This window comes from Marinobacter sp. S0848L (assembly GCF_023016065.1).
Lineage (GTDB): Bacteria > Pseudomonadota > Gammaproteobacteria > Pseudomonadales > Oleiphilaceae > Marinobacter.
The window spans coordinates 26,384-46,845 of sequence record NZ_JALKAQ010000006.1; the positions used below are offsets into that span (position 1 = coordinate 26,384).

The window sequence follows — 20,462 nt, forward strand, 5'->3', positions numbered from 1 at the left end:
AGGAGTGCTGTCGTGTCTTGATGGTTCATAAAGTCTTCAGCACAAGCTGTGCCAGCGGCCGGAAACCATAGAGCTCATCGTGCCTGAGGGGTGAATTGATGCTCGCCAGTGCGAATAGTCGTGGCGGTGAATTGGTGCGTGCTGGTGCAAAAAAGCCGGCGATGCACCAGCGTGATTCTTTTTTATCTGATGGCAGCCCCTTTAACGCTCCGTGTTCGGGGCTGGCCTTTAAATTGCTTCAGGTATGCCAAGTCAAACCGCTAAAGAAGCAATCTAAGAGGACTCAGCGTGAGCCAGAATCCGAATGCGTTAATTCCCGCCGCCACCACTTGCCCTTATTGCGGGGTGGGTTGTGGCGTTCTGGCCCGAGCCGATGGTGTTGAAGGGGATCGCAGCCACCCGGCAAATCAGGGGCGGTTGTGCGTGAAAGGGTCGGCGCTGCACGAAACGCTGGCCCCCGAGGGCGACCGGGCGTTCGCCCCCAAAGTGGCCGGGCAGGAAGTCAGCTGGGAGCATGCTATCGGCCAGGTGGCGACTGTCATCCGCAAAACTGTTAGCGAACACGGCCCCGAGGCTGTGGCCTTCTATTTGTCGGGCCAGCTTTTGACCGAGGACTACTACGTAGCCAACAAGCTGGCCAAGGGATTTATCGGCACGCCCCACGTGGACACCAATTCCCGACTGTGCATGTCGTCGGCAGTGGCAGCTCATAAGCGAGCTTTCGGTGAAGATTGCGTGCCGGGCTGTTATGAAGACCTGGAACTGGCAGATTTGCTGGTGCTGGCCGGCAGCAACGCAGCCTGGGCGCACCCGGTGTTGTATCAGCGTATGAAAGCGGCGCACCGGGCCGGGCGCAAGGTGGTGTTGATTGACCCTCGTGAAACCGCAACCCGTGAGTTGGCGGACTTGCATCTGAAACTGCGCCCCGGCACCGATACCCTGCTCTTCAACGGGCTTTTGGTGTGGTTACACGCACAACAGGCCTTGGATGCGGAGTATCTGGCCGAGCACTGCGGTGGCTTTGAGGAGACTCTGCAAGCAGCCATGCACTCAGGCCCTGATCTGCAAGCGGTGGCTCTGGGGTGTGACCTTGCCGTAGAGGACGTGAAAACGTTTTACCAATGGTTTGCCGAAACCGGGCGCACGGTGACGGCTTTCTCTCAAGGCATTAACCAGTCGGTCGCGGGCACCGATAAGGGCAACGCGATCATCAATTGCCATCTTGCCACCGGGCGTATCGGCAAGCCCGGTGCCGGCCCTTTCTCGTTAACCGGGCAGCCCAACGCCATGGGAGGCCGAGAGGTAGGCGGCCTGGCGAACACCTTGGCTGCTCACATGGAGTACGACACGCCGAAAGCTCGGCAGCTGATTTCAGACTATTGGCAAACCGACAGGCTGGCGGACGGGCCGGGTTACAAAGCGGTGGATCTGTTTGATGCGGTGCACCGGGGGGACATCAAAGTGCTCTGGATTATGGGCACAAACCCGGCCGTGAGCTTGCCAGACAGCGTGCGCATTCGCGAAGCGCTGGCTCGTTGCGAAACGGTGATCGTCTCGGACTGCGTGAGTGCCACCGATACCACCGCCTTCGCCGACATCCTTTTACCTGCGGCCGGTTGGGGCGAAAAAGATGGTACCGTGACCAACTCCGAGCGCCGAATGTCGCGGCAACGTCGGTTTCTTCCGTTGCCGACCGGGGTTAAACCGGATTGGCAGATTATCAGCGAGGTTGGTCAGGCGCTGGGCTACACACAGGCGTTTGGTTATCACAAGCCTGTGAATATCTTTCGGGAGCACGCCGCCTTGTCCGGGGTGGATAATTCCGGAACCCGAATGTTCAATATTGCGGCGCTGGCTCAGTTGACGGATGAAGCCTACGAGCAGATGCAGCCACTCCAGTGGCCCATTCGCGTGGATGAGTGTGGCGCTTTGCAGCAGACCGCCCGCCTGTTCCGTGATGGCCGGTTCCCGACACCGGACGGCCGTGCCCGGCTGGTGCCCGTGCATGCACAGAGTCCCGGGCAGCAACCCGGGGAGCATTACCCGTTGGTGGTGAATTCCGGTCGCATCCGGGACCAGTGGCACACCATGACCCGAACCGGCTTGGCATCGAAACTGTTTGCCCACCGGGAGGAGCCGTTTATTGAGGTGCACCCCGAGGACCTGTCCCGTTATCGGTTGTCTGAGGGCGAATTGGCCGTTTTGGCCGGGCCGACGGGCCAGTATGTGGGCCGTGTAAGGTCTGCTTTTGGTCAAAGGCCGGGAGAAGTCTTTGTGCCCATTCACTGGAACGGCCAATTTGCTTCTTCGGCTTTGGCGTCTGAGTTGATGGACGCAACGGTCGATCCGATTTCCGGGCAGCCTGAGAGCAAACACGGTATCGCGAGCATTAAGCCATTGAGCACCCGGTGGCAGGCGCGGTTGATGCTGTCCGGCGACCAGACTGGTCTGCCCACCCCCATGGCGGCATCGTTCGATTACTGGAGTCGTCAGGTGTTGGGCCACAGCAGCGCGTGGTGGCTGGCGGGCAGTCACCATGGGGACTGGCTCGCGCTAGGCTGGCAGTGTTTCGGTCGAGAACCGGATCTGGTTATGGAAGATACCGCGCAGGGTCGTTTCCGGGCAGTCTGGTTGGACGCCGGGCGGCTGCAGGCGGTGCTTTTGGTTGAGAAAGAAACGGGTGCAATGCCCGGCATTGAATGGCTGGACCAATGTTTCGCTGAGACAGAGGTCAGCCTGGAACAACGCTGGTCTCTGCTGGCGGCCGGCCGTGCCGATGTCGAACCAACGGGTGCGTTGGTGTGCAGTTGTTTTCAGGTGGGTGAAAACGCCATTCTGCGGGCTATTGAAGCAGGCTGCGACAGCGTGGAAGCATTGAGTGAGTCGCTGAAATGCGGGAGCAATTGTGGGTCGTGCCTGCCCGAAGTGCGCGCCCTGCTGACATTGGCGCAAGCGGATGTGGCCGCGCCAGTCGATGTGTCAGCCTAGCGCTTCCAACAAGGCAAACGGAACCCGATACAGCAGGTTTCTGGGTTGGTGCGGGACTTCAACGGTGCAGGTTTTCCGGTTCACCCGGACGATCCTGCCTTGCTTCTGTTTGCTACCACGCCCGAAGCGCACCGGTTCTCCGGCTTGCCACTGAGCTTTGGCCTGATGCGGTGTTGGTATTGCAAACACATCGCGGGAAAGCGGGAGCGCCGCTTCACTTGCCTGCTGCGCCAGAAAATCCCGTGCTGCATCGGCACCGCCACTGGCGTGGAGTTGGTCCAGCACTTCGTAAAAGTGACGGTTATGGACCGAGCCATAATGGCGTTGCCCAGCGCTGTATTGCAGTAAATGGGCGAACTCATGGCAGCAAGTATGCGCCAGAAGATTTAGTTCGCTGACCTCACCGCCAAAATAGCCCCGTTCGCGAATTTCCCGGGAAGACAGCCAGCCTTGGGCCGTCTCCGGCTGACGCTTGGCCGCAATCATGCGCACACCGTAGTTGATCAGATGCTGTTTGGTGCGCGGGTCGTAGCTGTGGTAAGTGGCCTGTCCCGATCCGACTCGCAATAGCAGACCCGCTTGGCTATTGCGCGCCTGCACCCAAGCCTGCGCCGGTTGCCAGAGAATGGTCCGGGTGGTTTGGCACATGAGGGTGCCGATTTGTTTGCTTGTCTGAAGAGAACTGAACATGAGATCCCCAAGTGTTTGGGGCATGTTAGACAGGAAGGCGTGAGGGCTCAATCAAAAACGGCCAGCCCGAAGGCTAGCCGTTTTGGCATGATCGAACCTGAGGGATCAGGCTTCGATCGGCGAACGCCAGTCGTCCGCACCGGAAGTGCCGGCAACGGCGTGCTCCCAGGTGACCTTGCGGTAGGACAGAGACACGGTAACCAGCTGAGTGAAGTCAGCGTTGGCTGCGTCCTGGCAGTGAGGCATGTTGCAGTCGATGTCGATGATGGTGGCATCTTCCAGGATGGTAGAGAAGAAATGCTCCTGCTTACCTTCAACGGAAGTGCGGTACCACTTCAGCTCAACCTTGGGCAGCATTTCGCCGGAAGCCAGAGCGTTGTACATCAGCGGGGTGGACTTGTTCAGAGCGGAGGTGAACTTGAACGGCTTGTGAACGCGCTGACCGGAAGGCTGACCAGACTGAGGATCAGTCGGAACGGTAACAACGTGGCTGAATTCCTGAACCAGCACTTCGTCTTCATGACCTTCAACGTAGATGTTACCTACGGAGTCGGAAGTGAATGCACCAGCGGTGATGTTGCCCTGAGTTTTACCTTCGATACTGATATAACAAGGAGTTGGCATAGTCTGCTCCATGACGTGTGAATGAATAATGGTCCGTTGGGTGATCCCTGGACGCGATTATAGATAACAAGGACTGTGCCAGATTTATTAATGTTTTTAAAAACAATGGGTTGAAGTTTCTTGGCGTGGTGTGAGCAATCGCCTGAGCAAGTGCTTGCTTAGATGGTGGGCGAACACTTGCTGGGCAGGCGAAAAGTTGCCCGCACTGATTGATGGTGGGGAGAATCAGCGCAGCTGGAAACGAACCGGCAACGCATAGGTGAAGCTTTCGCCGCGCATTTCCGCGGGCACTTTCGGTAGGGGCGCCGCTTTGGCCAGCATTTGCATGGCGGCGTCATCTAACAGAGTGTGACCAGAACTGTCGCGTAGGGAGTGGTCAATTAGCGAGCCATCCCGGCGGAATTCGAACACCACAACCGGAGCGCCTTGCTGACCGAGGCGGCGCGCCCTTCGGGGATAGTTGTAGTAGCGGGCCAAGTGCCGGCTGAGTTTGTTCAGATAACTCTGGATTTCCGACGCACTGCCCGCGGTTTGCAGTGGCACGGATGTCTGCTGTTGTTCGGCCTGGCCTTCGTCACCGGAAGACACCGAGGTTTCTGTGGTTGGTGTTTTCGGGGGTTCCGGTTCTGAGGGCTCAACCGGGGCTGGCGCAGGCTCCGGGTCCGGCTCGACAATGGGCTCTGGCTCTGGCTCTGGCTCTGGCTCTGGCTCTGGCTCTGGCTCTGGCTCTGGTTCAGGTTTCGGCTCAGGTTTTGGCTTTGGTTCAGGTTTGGCGACCGGCTGGGGAGCAGGAGACGGCTCGGGCTCGGCAACCGGCTCCGGGGTTTGGCGCCCTGCCAGGCTGATCTTAATCGCAGGGGCGGAATTCACCGCGTTGTCTCCCAGGGTGGGGAGTTGCAGCGGTTGGTTAGGCGCGGCGAGCGCCAAGGCGGCCACCGTGGTGCCAACGGCAATCGCCAGAAACAGAACTTTGAGGCCTTTGGGTGGCGTGTTCATGCGCCCGGCTCCGTTAACAACAACACTTCGGTGTAGCCCCCGTCTTCCAGCACCCGCAACAGGTGCTCCAGATCCACCATTGTGAGGCTTTGGTCTGCCGCGAGTTTCAGCGGTTCCGAAACGTCCGGCTCTGGCAGTGCGGCCAGCAAGGTGTCTTCCGTGAGTGTGCTGCCGTTGACCTGCCACTGACCATCGGCTTTCACAATCAGATCGGCCTCCGGTGCCTGCTCCTGTGCCGATTGGGTGCCGCCGGGCAATTCCGGAAGAGGCTCCTCGGTCAGTTGCCCGGCCACAATGAAGAACATCAGCAGCAGAAAAACCAGGTTGATCAATGGCAACAGCGCGTCTTCAACCCGGTCCAGCAGGCCTTTTCCGGACGTGGTCGGTGGTGGTACCAGTGCCGTCATGGGGTTTCACGCTTCCAGTGCGCGGTAATGCCAGCGTTGTCGAGTGCGCTCAGGGTGCGGGTGAAATCGGCCAGCGCCGAGTCGGGCGTGGTGCTCAGATTGGCTTCGTCGATGCCAGCGGCCTTCAAGGCCGGGAGCAATTCCGGCAAGGAATACGGGTTCTCTCGCCACAGGATGGAGCCGCCGGCGGATATCTGCAGTTCTGGCAAGGGCTCGCCCGCTTCGCTCTGGCGGTCTTGGGTGCTGTTGGCCAGTTCAAGATGGTCCAGCGGCATCAGCCGTGTGGTCAGCATGAAAAACACCAGCAAAATAAACACCACATCAATCAGTGGTGTAATCCGAATGGGCATTGGCCGGCTGGGCCGGGGCTCAACCAGCTGCATGAGCAAGGCGCGAGTTGTTATCGAAATGATCGGACGCAGGGTTTGATTCTGTTACCGCTACTTCCGCCTGCTTTGGTTCGGGCTGAGTCGCATCGGCTGTGGCGGCGACGATATCGTCAGCTGGCAGCACGTTAAATACACTCACCAATGCACTGTTGATGGTTTTGTGGATCCGGCGTAAGCGAAACTCGATCCATGCTGCCAGCGCAGCAAATGGAATTGCCACCACCAGCCCCGCTGCTGTTGTGGCCAAAGCCTCGTAAATACCCCCGCTGAGCTGGCTGGCGTTGGCCCTGCCCTCGGTAGCTGCCATGGCACTGAAGGCTTCCATCATCCCCATCACCGTGCCGAGCAGACCCAGCAGGGGCGCAAGTGCGGCAATCACTTCAATGATTTTAAGCGGTGCTTCAAAGGGTTCGAGCGCGTTCTGGGCGTCTCGTACCGCGGTTTCCCGTACTGCCGCAATGTTGGTGCCTGACTGGCAAGCCGACATAGTATTGACCAGCAAGTGCATCAAAGGATTAGCACGCCCGAAACGGCTGGCATTGGCACGAGTAGCTTCTACCCGGGTGTCGGCAGGTGATTGCTGCCATTGTGCAACGAGTCGCTGCAGCGGCTTGGTAAACCGGGGCGTGTAAAACGCGCCAAACAACATAAGGTAGAGAAAGGTAGCCACGCCGATAAAGGCAATAGCGATCAAAACGACCATCACAGGGCCGCCCATGCTGATTAATTCGGCAAGAGGGCCGTTATCGGTGAGGGCGGATAGAGTGCCTTGGGATGAAAACATACGTGCTGTCCGATCGATGGATAATTGATCGAAATGGTAATGATTATCAGTTGAATTGCAAGTTACGATTGCAGAGAGTGTTGGTGGCTAAAGCAGGCTCAAGCGTCAGCCTGTGGCCGCTTGCCACAAAAGTCTCAGCGCCAGCAAAGTGAGCACCACATTGAAGGCGGTGCTGAACCAGCGGTTGCTCATGGTTTTCAGGATATGGAGCCCAATCCAGGTGCCTGCGAAGCCGCAGGCAATCATGGCGAGGATAAACAGCAGCCAATCGGAAAAAACAAAACCGGTAAATCCGAATATGAACGCCTTGGGAGCGTGCTGCAGGGTCATGGCAGTGGCGAACGTGGAAACGGTTTTGAAGCGGTCTTCATGGATCTGTTTGATAAACGCGGCTACCAGCGGGCCGGTGGCGCCAACAAACAGGCTGATGAAACTGGTAATGCCGGAGGCAATAAAAATACCGGCATTGCCGAAAGAGGTTTTAGGCAGTTTCGGACCCCAGCACAGATACAGCACAAACACCGCAATGGAAAGCTGCCAAAGCTGCGCAGGCATATCGATCAACAGCCAGGCACCGAGTGCCGCGCCCACCAGCACGCCGGGGGTAAACGCGAGGATCACGCGCCAGTCTATATGGTGCCAGGTTAGCACCGCCCTGCCAGAGTTTGAGCCCAGTTGAATCATGCCATGAACGGGAATAATGGCCGCCGCCGGCATCCACGACGCCATTAGCACCAACAGCAATACCCCACCCCCGGCGCCTAGCATTGCGGTGAGCATGGAGGTTACGACAGATGCCCCAAGCAGGAACAAGGCGACGGCAGAGCTGAGGGCTTCGGGAAGTAGGGGCAGGTCCATGGCACTCACTTTGGTAATGACGTAAGCTCCTGAGTTTCCGGTTTATACGATAAATGTCTATAGGTCTTTGGGTATATAACAACAACAGGGTTACCGATGAAACAGTCTGAATATCTGAGCTATGACGCCACAGCCTTGGCAGATTTGATGCGCAGGGGTGAAGTGACTTCGCACGAAGTGGTGGCAGCGGCCATCGAGCGCGCCAACACCGTCAATGGCAAGCTGAACGCAATCTGCCAGCCACAATTCAGTGAAGCGAAGGTGCAATCGTTTCCCGCTGACGGTCCGTTTGCCGGTGTTCCCTTGTTGTTGAAAGATCTGGCTCAGGAGCAGGCGGGCTACCCTTGTACCTACGGAAGCCGGGCTTATCGCGACCATGTGCCGGCCCAGGATTCAGAGTTTGTTCGCCGTGCTCGCAAGGGTGGCCTGGTGTTTCTTGGCCGTACCGCGACCCCTGAATTTGGTCTGAAAGCCGTGACGGAATCGGAGCTTTGGGGGCCCACTCGAAACCCATGGGATCTCAGCCGAACGCCCGGTGGCTCCAGCGGCGGTTCCGGTGCAGCGGTTGCTGCCGGCATTGTGCCTATGGCGGGCGCCAATGACGGCGGTGGCTCGATTCGCATACCGGCCGCGTACAACGGATTGTTTGGTCTGAAGCCTTCTCGGGGGCGCATTTCACCGGGGCCTAACGTGGGAGAAGCCTGGACAGGCGCCTCTGCCGATCATGTGGTGACCCGCACGGTACGGGACAGCGCGGCCATGCTGGATATCTTGGCGGGGCCGGCCAGCGGCGACCCGTTCCGAATTCCCGAACCGGAAACGCCGTGGCTGAAGGCGATGCAGCAATCGCCGGGTAAACTGAAAATTGGTGTCTTTACGGCATCGCCCTACGGCACCGACGTTGCTCCGGAGTGCGTAGCGGCGGTAGAAGAAACCGCCCGCCTGTTGGAAGGCATGGGCCACGAAGTGGAATACGCCCGCCCCGAATTTGACGGCCTGGCTCTGGCCCGCTGTTACCTCTCTTTGTACTTTGGCGAGGTTTCGGTGATGGCCCAGCGCGCCAAGGAACGCTATGGCGCGACCGACAAAGAGTTGGAGCTGGATACCCGCCTTCTGGCGATGCTGGGTAACACCATGCCTTTGCCCGACTACGTTGCGCGGCGGCAGCAGTGGAATGATTTCTCCCGTGCGCTGGGGGCTTATTTTGCTCGGTTTGATCTGTATCTGTGCCCCACAGCCGGGCAACTTCCTGCCAAAATTGGTGAGCTTGATACGCCTGCACATCTGAAAGTCGCTGCGAAACTGATGTTGGCTCTGAAAGCCGGTAAATTGGTACATCGCAGCGGTCAGGTGGACCAGATTGCCATGGAGAGCCTGGCTCGCACGCCGTTCACCCAGTTGGCGAACCTCACCGGAACACCGGCTATGTCCGTGCCGATGCACTGGACTCAAAGCGGCCTGCCCGTTGGCGTGCAGTTTGGTGCGGCGCATGGTGGCGAAGCCCGGTTGTTGCAGCTGGCGGCTCAGCTGGAAGAAACGAATCCGTGGTTTGAGAACTATGAGCGCCTGAACGACGTATTCTGAATGACGCGGCAGGATTTGGGTGCAGGGTTGAGATCTGCGCCCAAGCCCCCACGTTTATCTTTTCTACAGTGAACACGCTATGCTGTATGTCAGGGGCAGGTCCCCTGACCACTCTGATGGCATCGAGGAGGCGAGCATCTTATGAACCAATCGATGGCAATCGACGATCTGGTATCCGTAGCACAGGCGGAAGCCATGGGGGAGTTAGATGCCCCGATGATGGCGATCGTGCTGTCCAGTGACCAAAGCTATGACCTACCCATCCAATCTCTGGAGACCGATGCCGACAAGGCCCGTTGGGGTTTGATTCTGCGGGCTGCGCGAGAACACGTAGAGGCCGACGCGGTCGCTGTGCTGTACCCGGCCTGGACAACGGTTCGGCGTAAACCCACCGAAGAGCAAGCCGTGGAAGCGGCGGTTGACGATGAAGAGCACCCGGAAGACGACGCCGGCCCCATCGACACCTTGTTTGTGCAATTGCACACGCGGGAGCGCATCTATTGGCGAGGTTTTGAGCAAATCAGAGATCCCCGGCACCAGCGCATCATCGGTTTCCGGCGCATCAAGGCGTTATCGTCCGACTACGACCGAGACAGTGCTCCCAACATTGCGGCATGGCTGAATACATTGTTCGAGCCTCTGCCTGATGAAGGCGAAGAAACGGCGATCGATCGCGAGCTGGCAGACCTGCTGGAAGAACCGGAGGTCAGTGCCGCACTTTATCCCCGGCAGTTGCGCTCTCTGCACTGATGGAGTGAGCGCCTAACGCTACGGGTAAGGGCAACTACCCACAAACGGCCCTTGGACAGTGGTTCGGGTTTGGCCGCCGAATACGTTATAATCGGCGGCTTTCACTCTGCCCCACGACGCTTTGACGAAAGCGCTTATCCAAGGCACTGACCATGATTGTATTTGACGAGGTAAGGAAGTCGTACCAGGTGGGTGGCCGGGACATTCCCGCGTTGCGCCCGACCAGTATGACCATCGAAACCGGTGAAGTTTTTGGCATTGTCGGCCATTCCGGCGCAGGCAAATCGACACTGATTCGACTGATTAATAAGCTCGAGCCGGTATCCGGTGGCCGCATTCTGATTGAAGGCGAAGACATTACCGGCTATTCCGCCGCGGAACTGCGTGCTTTTCGCCGCAAAGTTGGAATGATCTTCCAGCATTTCAATCTGCTGTCCTCGAAGACGGTTGCAGATAACATCGCCTTTCCGATGAAGCTGGCCGGTATCTATAGCAAAACCGAGATTCGCGAACGGGTCGAAGAGCTGCTGGCACGGGTGAGTTTGAGCGATCACGCCAACAAATACCCTTCGCAGCTGTCTGGCGGACAGAAACAGCGAGTGGGCATAGCACGGGCACTGGCCTGCCGACCGACCGTATTGTTGTGCGACGAAGCGACCAGTGCACTGGACCCGCAAACGACCCAATCGGTATTGAAATTGCTGGCGGATATCAACAAAGAACTGGGCCTGACCATCGTCCTGATTACTCACGAGATGGACGTGGTACGCCGGGTGTGCGACCGGGTTGCCGTGATGGATGCCGGGCGTGTGGTGGAAATGGGTCCGGTCAGTGAAGTGTTTCTGCACCCCCAACACCCGACCACCCGGGATTTTGTACTGGAAAGCGAGAGCATTGACGGCGATGAGCTGCAGGAAAACCTGCAAAAAGCGGATGGCCGGATTCTGCGCCTGACCTTCAAGGGCGAGTCAACCTACAAGCCTCTGCTGGGCAAGGTGGCCCGACAGTCCGGCGTTGACTTCAGCATCTTGTCCGGTCGTATCGACCACATCAAAGACACCCCCTATGGCCAGCTGACCCTCTCTCTGATCGGCGGCGATGTTGAGGTGGCCTTGAAAGCCCTCGAAGCCGCAGATGTACACGTGGAGGTGGTGCGCTGATGGAAGCTTTAATGGAAACCCTGATGGGCAACGTCGATTGGGCCGAGATTGGTATCGCCAGCTGGGACACCCTGGTGATGGTGGGCATGTCGCTCTTGTTCAGCGTACTGATTGGCCTGCCGATAGGTGTGCTGCTGTTCCTCTTCGGCAAGCGCCAGTTGCTCGAACAACCGGTGGCCTATGCGGTGCTGTCGTTTGTGGTGAACGTGCTGCGGTCGGTGCCGTTTATCATTCTGCTGATCGTGATGATTCCGTTCACGGTGATGCTGATCGGCACCTCTCTGGGTGTGGCTGGTGCGATCCCGCCGTTGGTGGCAGGTGGTGCGCCCTTCTTTGCCCGCTTGGTTGAAACGTCACTCCGGGAAGTAGACCGGGGCATTATCGAAGCCACACAGGCGATGGGCGCGAACATCCGCCAGATCGTATTCGGTGCCTTGCTGCCTGAAGCACTTCCGGGCATCATCGCGGGTATTACTGTTACAGCGATCACCTTGGTTTCTTATGCCGCTATGTCTGGTGTCATCGGTGGTGGTGGTTTGGGCGATCTGGCCATTCGATTCGGTTACCAGCGTTTCCAAACCGATGTGATGGTCATTACCGTCGCTCTGCTGGTGATTTTCGTGCAGTTGCTGCAAATGGCGGGTGATCGTCTGGTGCTGTATTTCAGTCGTAAGTAATCAAGAATAATGAACTTTTAAAGTAGGAGCATGTGTAGATGATTCTGAAGAAAACACTGGTGGCCTTGGCCGCCGCAGCGACTTTCTCAACCGCGGTATCCGCAGAATCACTGTCGGTAGCCGCGACTCCGGTACCTCACGCCGAGCTGCTGGAATTTGTGAAGCCGACGCTGGCGGAGCAAGGTGTCGAGCTGGACGTAAAAGTGTTCACCGACTACGTTCAGCCAAACATTCAGGTTGACCAAAAGCGGATGGATGCGAACTTTTTCCAGCACCAGCCGTACCTGGACGAATTCAATGATGGCCGTGGCACCAGCCTGGTCACCGTAACGGGCGTGCACGTTGAGCCGTTCGGTGCCTATTCCACCAAGATCGAGTCTCTGGACGATCTGGAAGAAGGTGCGGTTGTGGCTATTCCGAACGACCCCACCAACGGTGGCCGTGCCTTGCTGCTGCTTCAGAAAGCCGGTCTGATCACGTTGGAAGATGAAAGCAAAATCACCGCCACTCCGCGTGACATTGCCGACAACCCGAAAGATCTGGATTTCAAAGAGCTGGAAGCCGCCACTCTGCCGCGTATCCTGAATCAGGTAGACGTTGCCCTGATCAATACCAACTACGCGTTGGAAGCAGGCCTGAACCCGTCTGAAGACGCCCTGATCATTGAAGGCTCCGAGTCTCCGTACGTCAACATCCTGGTTGCGCGTCCGGACAACAAAGACAGCGAAGCCATGCAGAAGTTGGCTAACGCATTGAAATCCGATGCGGTTAAAGACTTCATCAAAGAAAAGTATGAGGGCGCGGTTGTTCCGGCTTTCTAAGCACCGGCGATTGCTAACTCATTGATACAAAAAAGGGCAGGTGTTTCACCTGCCCTTTTTACGTTTATAACCCGTAGCGATTAATCACCGCCCCAGTTGGTTTTGGGGTCTGGCGTCATCCGCAGGTAAGACTTAACGGCCTTATAGCCTTTCGGGAAACGCTGTTTGATTTCGTCTTCATCCTGAAGCGAGGGCACGATTACAACATCACCGCCCCGTTCCCAGTTGCCCGGTGTGGCCACTTTGTGGTCGTCGGTCAGCTGCAGGGAGTCGATCACACGCAGAACTTCGTTGAAGTTCCGGCCGGTAGATGCCGGGTACGTGATGATCAGGCGGACTTTTTTGTTCGGGTCAATCACGAACAGAGAGCGAACCGTCAGGCTGCTGTCTGCATTGGGGTGGATCATATCGTACAGCTCGGAAACCTTGCGATCCTGGTCTGCAATGATCGGGAAGTTCACCGTGCAGCCTTGGGTTTCGTTGATGTCTTTGATCCAATCATGGTGAGAGTCGACCGGGTCAACACTCAGGGCAATTGCTTTCACGTTGCGCTCGGCGAACTTGTCTTTCAGCTTAGCCGTCAGACCCAGTTCGGTTGTGCACACAGGGGTAAAATCGGCCGGGTGCGAGAACAGAACACCCCAGCTGTCTCCTAACCATTCGTGGAAGCGGATAGTGCCTGCACTGGATTCCTGTTCAAAATCCGGTGCGGTATCTCCTAGGCGTAAACTCATGCTCGGTCTCCTTTCACGCATTGTTGTAAAACAGAGGTTTTTGGCGGCGCTCGTGGCTGCCAACTGGATAACCCAGTGTATACAAGTAACCATGGAGCCGCAGGGGGGTAAATGCAAGGGGGCTTGATCTACCTCATCTGCAACGCCCACTTCCTTGAGGGCGGATTCCGGATATGAGTCAGAGCGCCCCCGGGCTCATCTGTTTATCAAAATAGTCTTTGGTTAGGCGGAATACCACCGGGCTGAGTAGCAGCAGAGCGATCAGGTTGGGCAGAGCCATCATCGCATTCAGAGTATCGGCCAGCAGCCAGATGAAGCCAAGATTAACGGTGGCACCCACAGGGATCGCAATGATCCAGACAATCCGATAAGGCACAATCGCTTTTACACCGAACAAGAATTCGATGCTGCGCTCACCGTAGAAAGACCAACCCAGAATAGTGGTAAAGGCAAAGATCGCCAGTGCGATGGCCACCATGTAATTGCCCAGACCCGGAAGGCCGGTTTCGAAGGCCAGAGAGGTCAAAGCGGCGCCCGTTTCGCCCGATGTCCAAACGCCGGACGTGATAATCACCAAGCCGGTAATGCTGCACACAATGATGGTGTCGATGAAGGTGCCAAGCATGGCCACCATGCCCTGGCGAACCGGGTCTTTAGTTTGCGCAGCTGCGTGGGCGATGGGCGCAGAACCCAAGCCTGCCTCGTTGGAGAAGATGCCGCGTGCAACACCAAAACGAATGGCGGCCCAGACAGCTGCGCCGGCAAAACCACCCTCGGCAGCCGCAGGACTGAAGGCATAGCTGAAAATCAGATCGAATGCTGCGGGAATTTCATGAGCGTTAATGGCGAGAACCACCAGTCCGATCATCACATAAGACACCGCCATGAAGGGGACCAGCGCACTGGCAACCTGACCGATGCGCTTGATGCCGCCGATCAGAACCATGCCCACCAGCACCATCAGCACCAAGCCGGTAACCCAGTGAGGAATGCTGAAATTAACTTCCAGCACATCGGCGACTGAGTTTGCCTGCACGGTATTGCCAATGCCGAACGCCGCGACCGAGGCGAAAATGGCGAACAGCACACCCAGCCACGCCCACTTTTTACCCAAGCCGTTGCGAATGTAATACATCGGGCCACCCACGTGGGCGCCGCGTTCATCCACTTCTCGGAACCGAACGGCTAGCACAGCTTCGGAATATTTGGTCGCCATGCCCACCAGCGCCGTCAACCACATCCAGAACAACGCACCGGGACCACCCAAAAACACCGCCGTGGCCACGCCGGCGATGTTACCTGTGCCGACGGTCGCCGACAGCGCGGTCATCAGTGCCTGAAATGGCGGAATATCCCCTTCGTCGTCACCGCCGCGAGCCCGGCCGTTCCACATTAGGCGGAAACCTGCGCCGAGCTTCATGATGGGCATGAGTTTGAGGCCGAGACTCAGGAATAAGCCGACACCCAAAATCATGACCAACATGGGTGGCCCCCATACCAACCCGTTGATTTCACTTACAAAGTTAGAAATTGCTTCCATGAGGACTCCCGGTGTTTCCGATGGATTGTGCGGCGGCTTTGGTGTGTTAAGAGATAACTGCTTGAGTTTAGTTGATAATTTTCACCTATGAAATGCTTGGCTGTAACGGTTTCCTATTTCGCAAAGAATTGCCTATGTTTAAAGAGAGGTCTGTCGGCCAGAAAAGAGATTCTTTACCGCGATCAAGGGGGTTGCCGATGCATTCATTGAAGGTTTCTGAAGTTATGTGGAACCACATAGAACCGATTCGGTGCGGAGCGCCACTGACCAATGTGGTTAAAACGCTGTTGGAAAACCACGTGACCGGATTGCCTGTGGTGGATGCGCAGCGACGAGTACTGGGGTTTGTCTCTGAACAGGATTGTATTCACGCGCTGTTGGTCAGTAATTATCACAGCGAAGGTGAGCCCAACGTAGACGATGTCATGTTCCGCAATCCAGTGACGGTGACTCCGGATACGTCTGTGGTGGATTTGGCGCAGAATCTGGGCGCGGGCAAACCAAAAGTCTATCCAGTGGTCGAAAACGGCAAATTGGTCGGGGTAGTTACCCGTTCAGCCATATTGGCTCAGTTGGCGAAAGCGGGCCAAACCATGGAACGGTCACGGTTTGCGGACGCTGAAGATTAGCAAGCTTGAGATTACGAGTTCCGGAAGCCCCAGATCAAACTGAAATCCATGGATGGCATTACTTCCGTTTCTTCAAACTGGACAATAGCGTACTCGGGCTCATCGGTGTTCCGCTCGAACGTTCCAGTATAGCGTTGTCCTCGTGGGCTGATGAGGGTGCTTACAACGGCTCCCTGATGGCCTTCAGGTCGCTGTTTCACCACACCGATTTCATCGTTCGCAAGGCGAACCAGCACCCCAGGGGGGTAGTCGCCCAGTATCTCGAGTAAGGCTTTCGGAATGGCAGGCCGAAACTGGTCGTTGCTAAGGGTGTGGAGCAGTTTTCGGGCCGCAACAACGTTCATCCGGTCTCGGTAGGCGCGTTTCGTAATCATGGCAACGTACCGTTCTGACAGTGCCAAGATCTCCGCTTCCGGCAATATGTCTGAACCTGCCAGGCCGGCAGGATAGCCCGAACCATCGGCTTTTTCGTGATGCTGTATGATGCATTGCAGCATGCGAGTGTTCGATATGCCGGCCGCTCGAAGCGCTTCTACGGCCCGTTCGGGATGCTTGCGAATGACGGCGCGTTGCTCGGTGGTTAAAACGTGGTTTGAAGCATTTAACTGGTCGGCAACGGGGATCAGGGCAAGGTTGGCGGTCAGAGCGGAGACGACCAGCGACGTAGTGCGCTTGTGCTCTAAATTAAACTGACGAGCGATGAAGTGGCTAAGAATGCCGTAGAACAGCGTCTGTTCATAGATGTTCGGGTTGACCGAGTACAAGTGGACCAGTGCCAGCGTTGCGTCAGGTGCCTGCTTGCAAATTCGCTCAAGCATACGCGCGACCCCAAGTAGGCGACTTTTTGCGCTCGGCGCCTGTGAGGTTACTGCAGATAGGGTCGCTTCGAGCGTGGCGAGTAAATCGCCGTATTCGGCAAAGGGGTTGCAGGGGCGTTCGTCAGTGTATTGTTCGAGCCTGCGTGGCCTGGATGCAATCGGTTTGAATTGACCCCGCTCATACAGTTGCTCGACCTGAGCGTCTGAGTAAATAATGTAGCCCTGCCGTAACAGCACGTTGCCGTCCACATCATAAACATCCCATGGCAGAGGTTTTCCGATAACCAGCGCTCCAGGCGCAATGCGGACCAAGCTAGTCAATTTTACATCCCTGTTTGTGCCGTCAAGCGATACATACCTCTATTATGATCGTATACTGGTTGCTAATACAATGTAGACAGCTTTGCTGGATACTTTCTGACAAGATTGTGTCTTTCGATGCATATTTGTTAAGAATCGTAGTCACTTAGCGACCACCGTCCGGGCGTGCGCTAGGCTCTGGATTCTCCACCCCTTTTGCCGGTCACTACGCTGCATGCTCTACCGCCTGAAAAATGACTTCCGGTTGTCCATCGTTACGCTGCTCTCGGGCAGTGCGATTCTTGGTGTCACCCCGTTTGCAATTATGCGCTTTCTGGATGGCAACTTACTCGCCGGTTTCATTGACCTCGGCATATTGGTGGCGCTTGCCGGCAGCTTGGTTTACGCCTGGCTAACGAACGACACCTATCGTTCCGGTATTTTCCTAGCCATAGCGTGCTGCTCCGGTGCGGTTGCGGTAGGTCTGTTGGTGGGCGAAGTCGGTTTGTTCTGGCTCTATCCCTGCTTGGTTACAACGTTCTTCCTGGCGCCCAGTCGAATGGCGGCCGTATTGAACCTGGCATCTGTACTGGCGATGATGACGGTTGAGAGTGTGTTCACGTCGTCCGTGCAAATGTGGACATTCTTTGCCAGCACCACGATTGTGAGTGCCTGTTCCTACGTATTTGCCATGCGCAACCAAGAACAGCGCGATCGCCTTGAGCAGTTAGCGACGATTGATCCATTGACCGGCGTGAAAAATCGCCGGTCAATGGATCAGGAGCTGGATTTGGCGGCGGCCAATGCTGAGCGCACCGGATTGTCTTATGCACTGGTGATTCTGGATATTGATTACTTCAAGAAAATTAACGACGAGTATGGTCACGGTGTCGGTGATAACGTTCTGCGTGATTTGGTCGGTTTGATTGAGGAAAATACCCGCCGAACGGACCAGCTGTTCCGGTTTGGCGGGGAAGAGTTTGTGGTGTTGTTTCCCGGTGTGGATGAAACCAACCTGAAAATCGTGGTTTCTAATCTACAGCAAGGATTACGAAAGTCGCTGAAAGGGCCAGGAGGCCCGGTCACCTCGTCCTTTGGAGTGGCCATGTTGCGGCATGGTGAGAGTGTCGCAAGCTGGTTGTCGAGAGCCGATCACGCGCTCTATCGGGCGAAAGAATCCGGTCGTGACAGGGTGGTCTATGGCGATGAATTCTGAAGAAATTCGCTGCTACCGCTACGTTTTCCTCAGTTATTCATCGGGCTCCGCCTTGGGTTGATAGCGGAACAAACGCCATCCAAGGAATACGCTGGCGGACGTTAAACCGGCGGTAAGACCTACCCAGAACCCTGCAGCGCCAAGCGAAGGTGCGATCCAGTCGGTAAACGTCAACACATATCCCAGCGGCAACCCTACCACCCAAAACGAAAACAGCATGATCAGCATGGGCACGCGGGTGTCTTTGTAGCCCCTCAAAGCACTGATGCAGGTAACCTGAATGACGTCAGCAATCTGGAACATGGCGGCAAACGAAAGTAATCGAATGGTCACCGCTTGTACCTGTGGGTCGTTGGTATAAAGCGCCGCAATAGAGCCGGAAAAAACGAACAGCAATGTTGCAAACACCAAAGCGACGGCCGAAGCCAGTAGCAGCGAACTGCGCGAGATCAGCCGGGCGCTGTCCGGTGCCCTGGCGCCAATCAAGAAGCTCACCCTTAAGGTGAGGGCCATGCCGATGCTCAGCGGTAGCATGAACAGCAGCGACACAACGTTCAGGGCAATTTGGTGGCCGGCGACGATCACAGGCCCCAGCGGTGCCAGAAACAGCGCGATGACGGAAAACATGCTGGCTTCGACAAAGATGGTAAAGCCGATAGGCACGCCAAGCTTTAGAATGTAACGAATGCCCGCCATATTGGGCTTAACCCGTTCCGCCAATAGGTGAAACTGTTTGAAGGTTTTGCTGCGATTCAGGTAGATCAGCAAAGCAATGGCCGCGATGCCGTTTGATAAAGAAGTGGCCCAGCCACAACCCACACCGCCCATGGCGGGGAGCCCAAGCTTGCCGTAGATGAAAATGTAATTAAGCGGCAGGTTAATCAGGGTGCTGAGCACCGAGAACATCATGATTACCCGAGTGTGGCCCAAGCCGTCCGTGAGCCCTCGCAGCGCATTCATCAGCAGCATGGCTGGAATGCCCCAGGCAAAAGCATTCAGATAACCTTGGGTGATGAGTGCCGTATCGGTATCCATTTTCAGTAAGGCAAGAACTGGATGCACGTTGGTCAGAAGCAACGCCATGATGACGGTGCCGCCCAATGCAATGTAAATGCCTTGCCAGGTTGCAGGCATGATTTTACTGGTGGTACGGGCACCGTTGTAGCCGGAGATGATCGGCTGTAGGGCGCCTAGCAAACCCATGAAAAACAAGAACAACGGCATCCATAGGCTGCTTCCGATACCAACGGCCGCCAAGTCTTGAGCACTGGCGTGGCCTGCCATGACGGTGTCGATGACGCCGTTAGCCATTTGTGCCACTTGCGCGATCAGGATGGGCCCACCGAGCAACGCCAGGGTTTTCCATTCGGTAAGTGTGCGGCTCACTAAAGGTTGTCGGATTTCGGGTAACGGCTGGTGAGTCTCGTCCATGATGCTTGGGGCTTTGGCTGCAGGAATGTGAGAACGGGAAGTTCCAAAACAAAGGCTAATCTTACTGCATTCACGCGAACGGCGCGTATAGGGAGTTGCACCGTCTGGGACGCTGCAGGACGCGGTTAAAACGAGTAAAGTACCGCCCCGGATCTTCTAAGGTATCGCGATATGTTTTTTTTGATTCTGGTAACGGTCCTGTGGGCCTTTTCGTTTAGTTTGATCGGCGAGTTTCTTGCGGGACAAGTGGATAGTGATTTTGCCGTATTGAGCCGGGTACTGTTGGCTTCTCTGGTGTTTTTGCCGTTTACCCGTTGGCGCGGTGTGCCGAACGGTATGAAGCTGAGCATTATGGCGACCGGCATGTTGCAGTTCGGCATCACCTACGTTTGCCTGTATCGGTCGTTTGCTTATCTATCTGTGCCTGAAGTTCTGTTGTTTACCATCTTCACGCCTTTGTACGTCACGTTAATCGACGATGCATTTTTCCGACGTTTCTCGCCGGTTGCCTTGTTGGCTGCGGGCGTGGCCACGCTGGGGGCCGGGATTATTCGTTACGATGGACTGAGTGAGGACTTCCTTACCGGCTTCTTGTTGCTCCAGGTGGCCAACATCGCATTCGCGGCTGGTCAGGTCGGCTATAAACACGTAATGCGCAAGTACACGTTGGATCTTCCGGGCTATCGCACCTTTGGCTACTTCTTTTTCGGCGCGCTGGTCATTGCGTTGCCGTCGTTCCTGATTTTTGGCAACCCGGACAAATTACCGGCCACTGCGTTGCAATGGAGCATTCTTGCCTGGTTGGGGCTGGCGGCATCCGGTCTGGGCCTGTATCTGTGGAATCGCGGGGCTTGCGAGGTAGACGCTGGCACGTTGGCGGTCATGAACAACGTGTTGGTGCCCGCGGGGTTGCTGGTCAATTTATTGATCTGGAATCGCGACGCGGATCTTGCTCGTTTAGCACTCGGTGGCGTTGTAATTGCGTTTTCACTTTGGGTGAACGCAAGGTACCACCCTCGTGCGCGAATGCAGTTGGCCAGTTAATGTCTGAAAAACGAGGGCTTTC

At 56.5% G+C, this 20,462-nt stretch carries 20 protein-coding genes; 9 read left to right on the forward strand and 11 right to left on the reverse strand.

Annotated features, from left to right (window positions below):
- The first annotated feature begins 288 nt into the window (after positions 1–288).
- The gene (locus tag MWU64_RS09265) at positions 289–2,988 is read left to right on the forward strand and encodes a nitrate reductase (RefSeq protein ID WP_247063726.1); all 2,700 of its coding nucleotides are present in this window, start codon (positions 289–291) and stop codon (positions 2,986–2,988) included.
- Here MWU64_RS09265 and MWU64_RS09270 read toward each other — a convergent pair.
- The 7 genes from MWU64_RS09270 to MWU64_RS09300 form a co-directional block, all read right to left on the reverse strand.
- Positions 2,980–3,678: a hypothetical protein gene (locus tag MWU64_RS09270; RefSeq protein ID WP_247063728.1), complete on the reverse strand. Its 699-nt coding sequence runs from the start codon at positions 3,676–3,678 to the stop codon at positions 2,980–2,982. The two genes, MWU64_RS09265 and MWU64_RS09270, sit on opposite strands and share 9 nt — an antisense overlap.
- Before the next feature lie 105 nt (positions 3,679–3,783).
- Complete coding sequence (locus MWU64_RS09275) at positions 3,784–4,302, reverse strand: Hcp family type VI secretion system effector (protein WP_058342275.1); 519 nt, start codon at positions 4,300–4,302, stop codon at positions 3,784–3,786.
- 225 nt (positions 4,303–4,527) lie between these two features.
- Positions 4,528–5,298, reverse strand: coding sequence for an energy transducer TonB (locus tag MWU64_RS09280; RefSeq protein WP_247063730.1), 771 nt, complete (start codon positions 5,296–5,298; stop codon positions 4,528–4,530).
- Positions 5,295–5,705, reverse strand: coding sequence for a biopolymer transporter ExbD (locus MWU64_RS09285; protein ID WP_247063731.1), 411 nt, complete (start codon positions 5,703–5,705; stop codon positions 5,295–5,297). The genes MWU64_RS09280 and MWU64_RS09285 overlap by 4 nt, the downstream gene beginning before the upstream one ends.
- Positions 5,702–6,055, reverse strand: a complete 354-nt coding sequence (locus MWU64_RS09290; protein WP_247063732.1) for a biopolymer transporter ExbD — start codon at positions 6,053–6,055, stop codon at positions 5,702–5,704. Before MWU64_RS09290 ends, MWU64_RS09285 begins: the two co-directional genes overlap by 4 nt.
- 19 nt (positions 6,056–6,074) lie before the next feature.
- Complete coding sequence (locus tag MWU64_RS09295) at positions 6,075–6,878, reverse strand: MotA/TolQ/ExbB proton channel family protein (RefSeq protein ID WP_247063733.1); 804 nt, start codon at positions 6,876–6,878, stop codon at positions 6,075–6,077.
- Positions 6,879–6,983: 105 nt separating this feature from the next.
- Complete coding sequence (locus MWU64_RS09300) at positions 6,984–7,736, reverse strand: sulfite exporter TauE/SafE family protein (RefSeq protein WP_247063734.1); 753 nt, start codon at positions 7,734–7,736, stop codon at positions 6,984–6,986.
- A gap of 96 nt (positions 7,737–7,832) precedes the next feature.
- On the opposite strand from MWU64_RS09300, the gene MWU64_RS09305 reads away from it, so the two are divergent.
- The 5 genes from MWU64_RS09305 to MWU64_RS09325 all read left to right on the forward strand — a co-directional run bounded on the left by MWU64_RS09305 (position 7,833) and on the right by MWU64_RS09325 (position 12,728).
- On the forward strand, positions 7,833–9,320 hold the full coding sequence (locus MWU64_RS09305) for an amidase (RefSeq protein ID WP_247063735.1): 1,488 nt from the start codon (positions 7,833–7,835) through the stop codon (positions 9,318–9,320).
- A gap of 141 nt (positions 9,321–9,461) precedes the next feature.
- On the forward strand, positions 9,462–10,070 hold the full coding sequence (locus tag MWU64_RS09310) for a hypothetical protein (RefSeq protein WP_223134698.1): 609 nt from the start codon (positions 9,462–9,464) through the stop codon (positions 10,068–10,070).
- Positions 10,071–10,222: 152 nt separating this feature from the next.
- Positions 10,223–11,230: a methionine ABC transporter ATP-binding protein gene (locus MWU64_RS09315; protein ID WP_247063736.1), complete on the forward strand. Its 1,008-nt coding sequence runs from the start codon at positions 10,223–10,225 to the stop codon at positions 11,228–11,230.
- Entirely contained in the window at positions 11,230–11,907 is a 678-nt protein-coding gene (locus MWU64_RS09320; RefSeq protein ID WP_247063737.1) for a methionine ABC transporter permease, read from the forward strand. Before MWU64_RS09315 ends, MWU64_RS09320 begins: the two co-directional genes overlap by 1 nt.
- A gap of 38 nt (positions 11,908–11,945) precedes the next feature.
- Positions 11,946–12,728: a MetQ/NlpA family ABC transporter substrate-binding protein gene (locus tag MWU64_RS09325; RefSeq protein WP_247063738.1), complete on the forward strand. Its 783-nt coding sequence runs from the start codon at positions 11,946–11,948 to the stop codon at positions 12,726–12,728.
- 80 nt (positions 12,729–12,808) lie between these two features.
- Here MWU64_RS09325 and MWU64_RS09330 read toward each other — a convergent pair whose 3' ends face one another.
- Positions 12,809–13,462 carry a peroxiredoxin gene (locus tag MWU64_RS09330; protein WP_247063739.1) on the reverse strand — a complete coding sequence of 218 codons (654 nt, stop codon included), beginning with the start codon at positions 13,460–13,462 and terminating at the stop codon, positions 12,809–12,811.
- A gap of 178 nt (positions 13,463–13,640) precedes the next feature.
- A complete protein-coding gene (locus tag MWU64_RS09335) occupies positions 13,641–15,002 on the reverse strand; it encodes a sodium:alanine symporter family protein (RefSeq protein WP_247063740.1) in 1,362 nt (453 codons plus the stop codon).
- A 197-nt stretch (positions 15,003–15,199) separates the two neighbouring features.
- On the opposite strand from MWU64_RS09335, the gene MWU64_RS09340 reads away from it, so the two are divergent.
- Entirely contained in the window at positions 15,200–15,631 is a 432-nt protein-coding gene (locus tag MWU64_RS09340; protein WP_247063741.1) for a CBS domain-containing protein, read from the forward strand.
- An 11-nt stretch (positions 15,632–15,642) separates the two neighbouring features.
- Here the strand turns inward: MWU64_RS09340 and MWU64_RS09345 are convergent, their stop codons facing one another.
- Positions 15,643–16,770, reverse strand: a complete 1,128-nt coding sequence (locus MWU64_RS09345) for an HD domain-containing phosphohydrolase (protein WP_247063742.1) — start codon at positions 16,768–16,770, stop codon at positions 15,643–15,645.
- Positions 16,771–16,984: 214 nt separating this feature from the next.
- Here MWU64_RS09345 and MWU64_RS09350 point away from each other — a divergent pair, with 214 nt between their 5' ends.
- The gene (locus MWU64_RS09350; protein WP_247063743.1) at positions 16,985–17,965 is read left to right on the forward strand and encodes a GGDEF domain-containing protein; all 981 of its coding nucleotides are present in this window, start codon (positions 16,985–16,987) and stop codon (positions 17,963–17,965) included.
- Positions 17,966–17,998: 33 nt separating this feature from the next.
- Here the strand turns inward: MWU64_RS09350 and MWU64_RS09355 are convergent, their stop codons facing one another.
- Positions 17,999–19,396: an MATE family efflux transporter gene (locus MWU64_RS09355; RefSeq protein ID WP_247063744.1), complete on the reverse strand. Its 1,398-nt coding sequence runs from the start codon at positions 19,394–19,396 to the stop codon at positions 17,999–18,001.
- A gap of 171 nt (positions 19,397–19,567) precedes the next feature.
- Here MWU64_RS09355 and MWU64_RS09360 point away from each other — a divergent pair, with 171 nt between their 5' ends.
- Complete coding sequence (locus tag MWU64_RS09360) at positions 19,568–20,440, forward strand: carboxylate/amino acid/amine transporter (protein WP_247063746.1); 873 nt, start codon at positions 19,568–19,570, stop codon at positions 20,438–20,440.
- Positions 20,441–20,462: the final 22 nt, after the last annotated feature.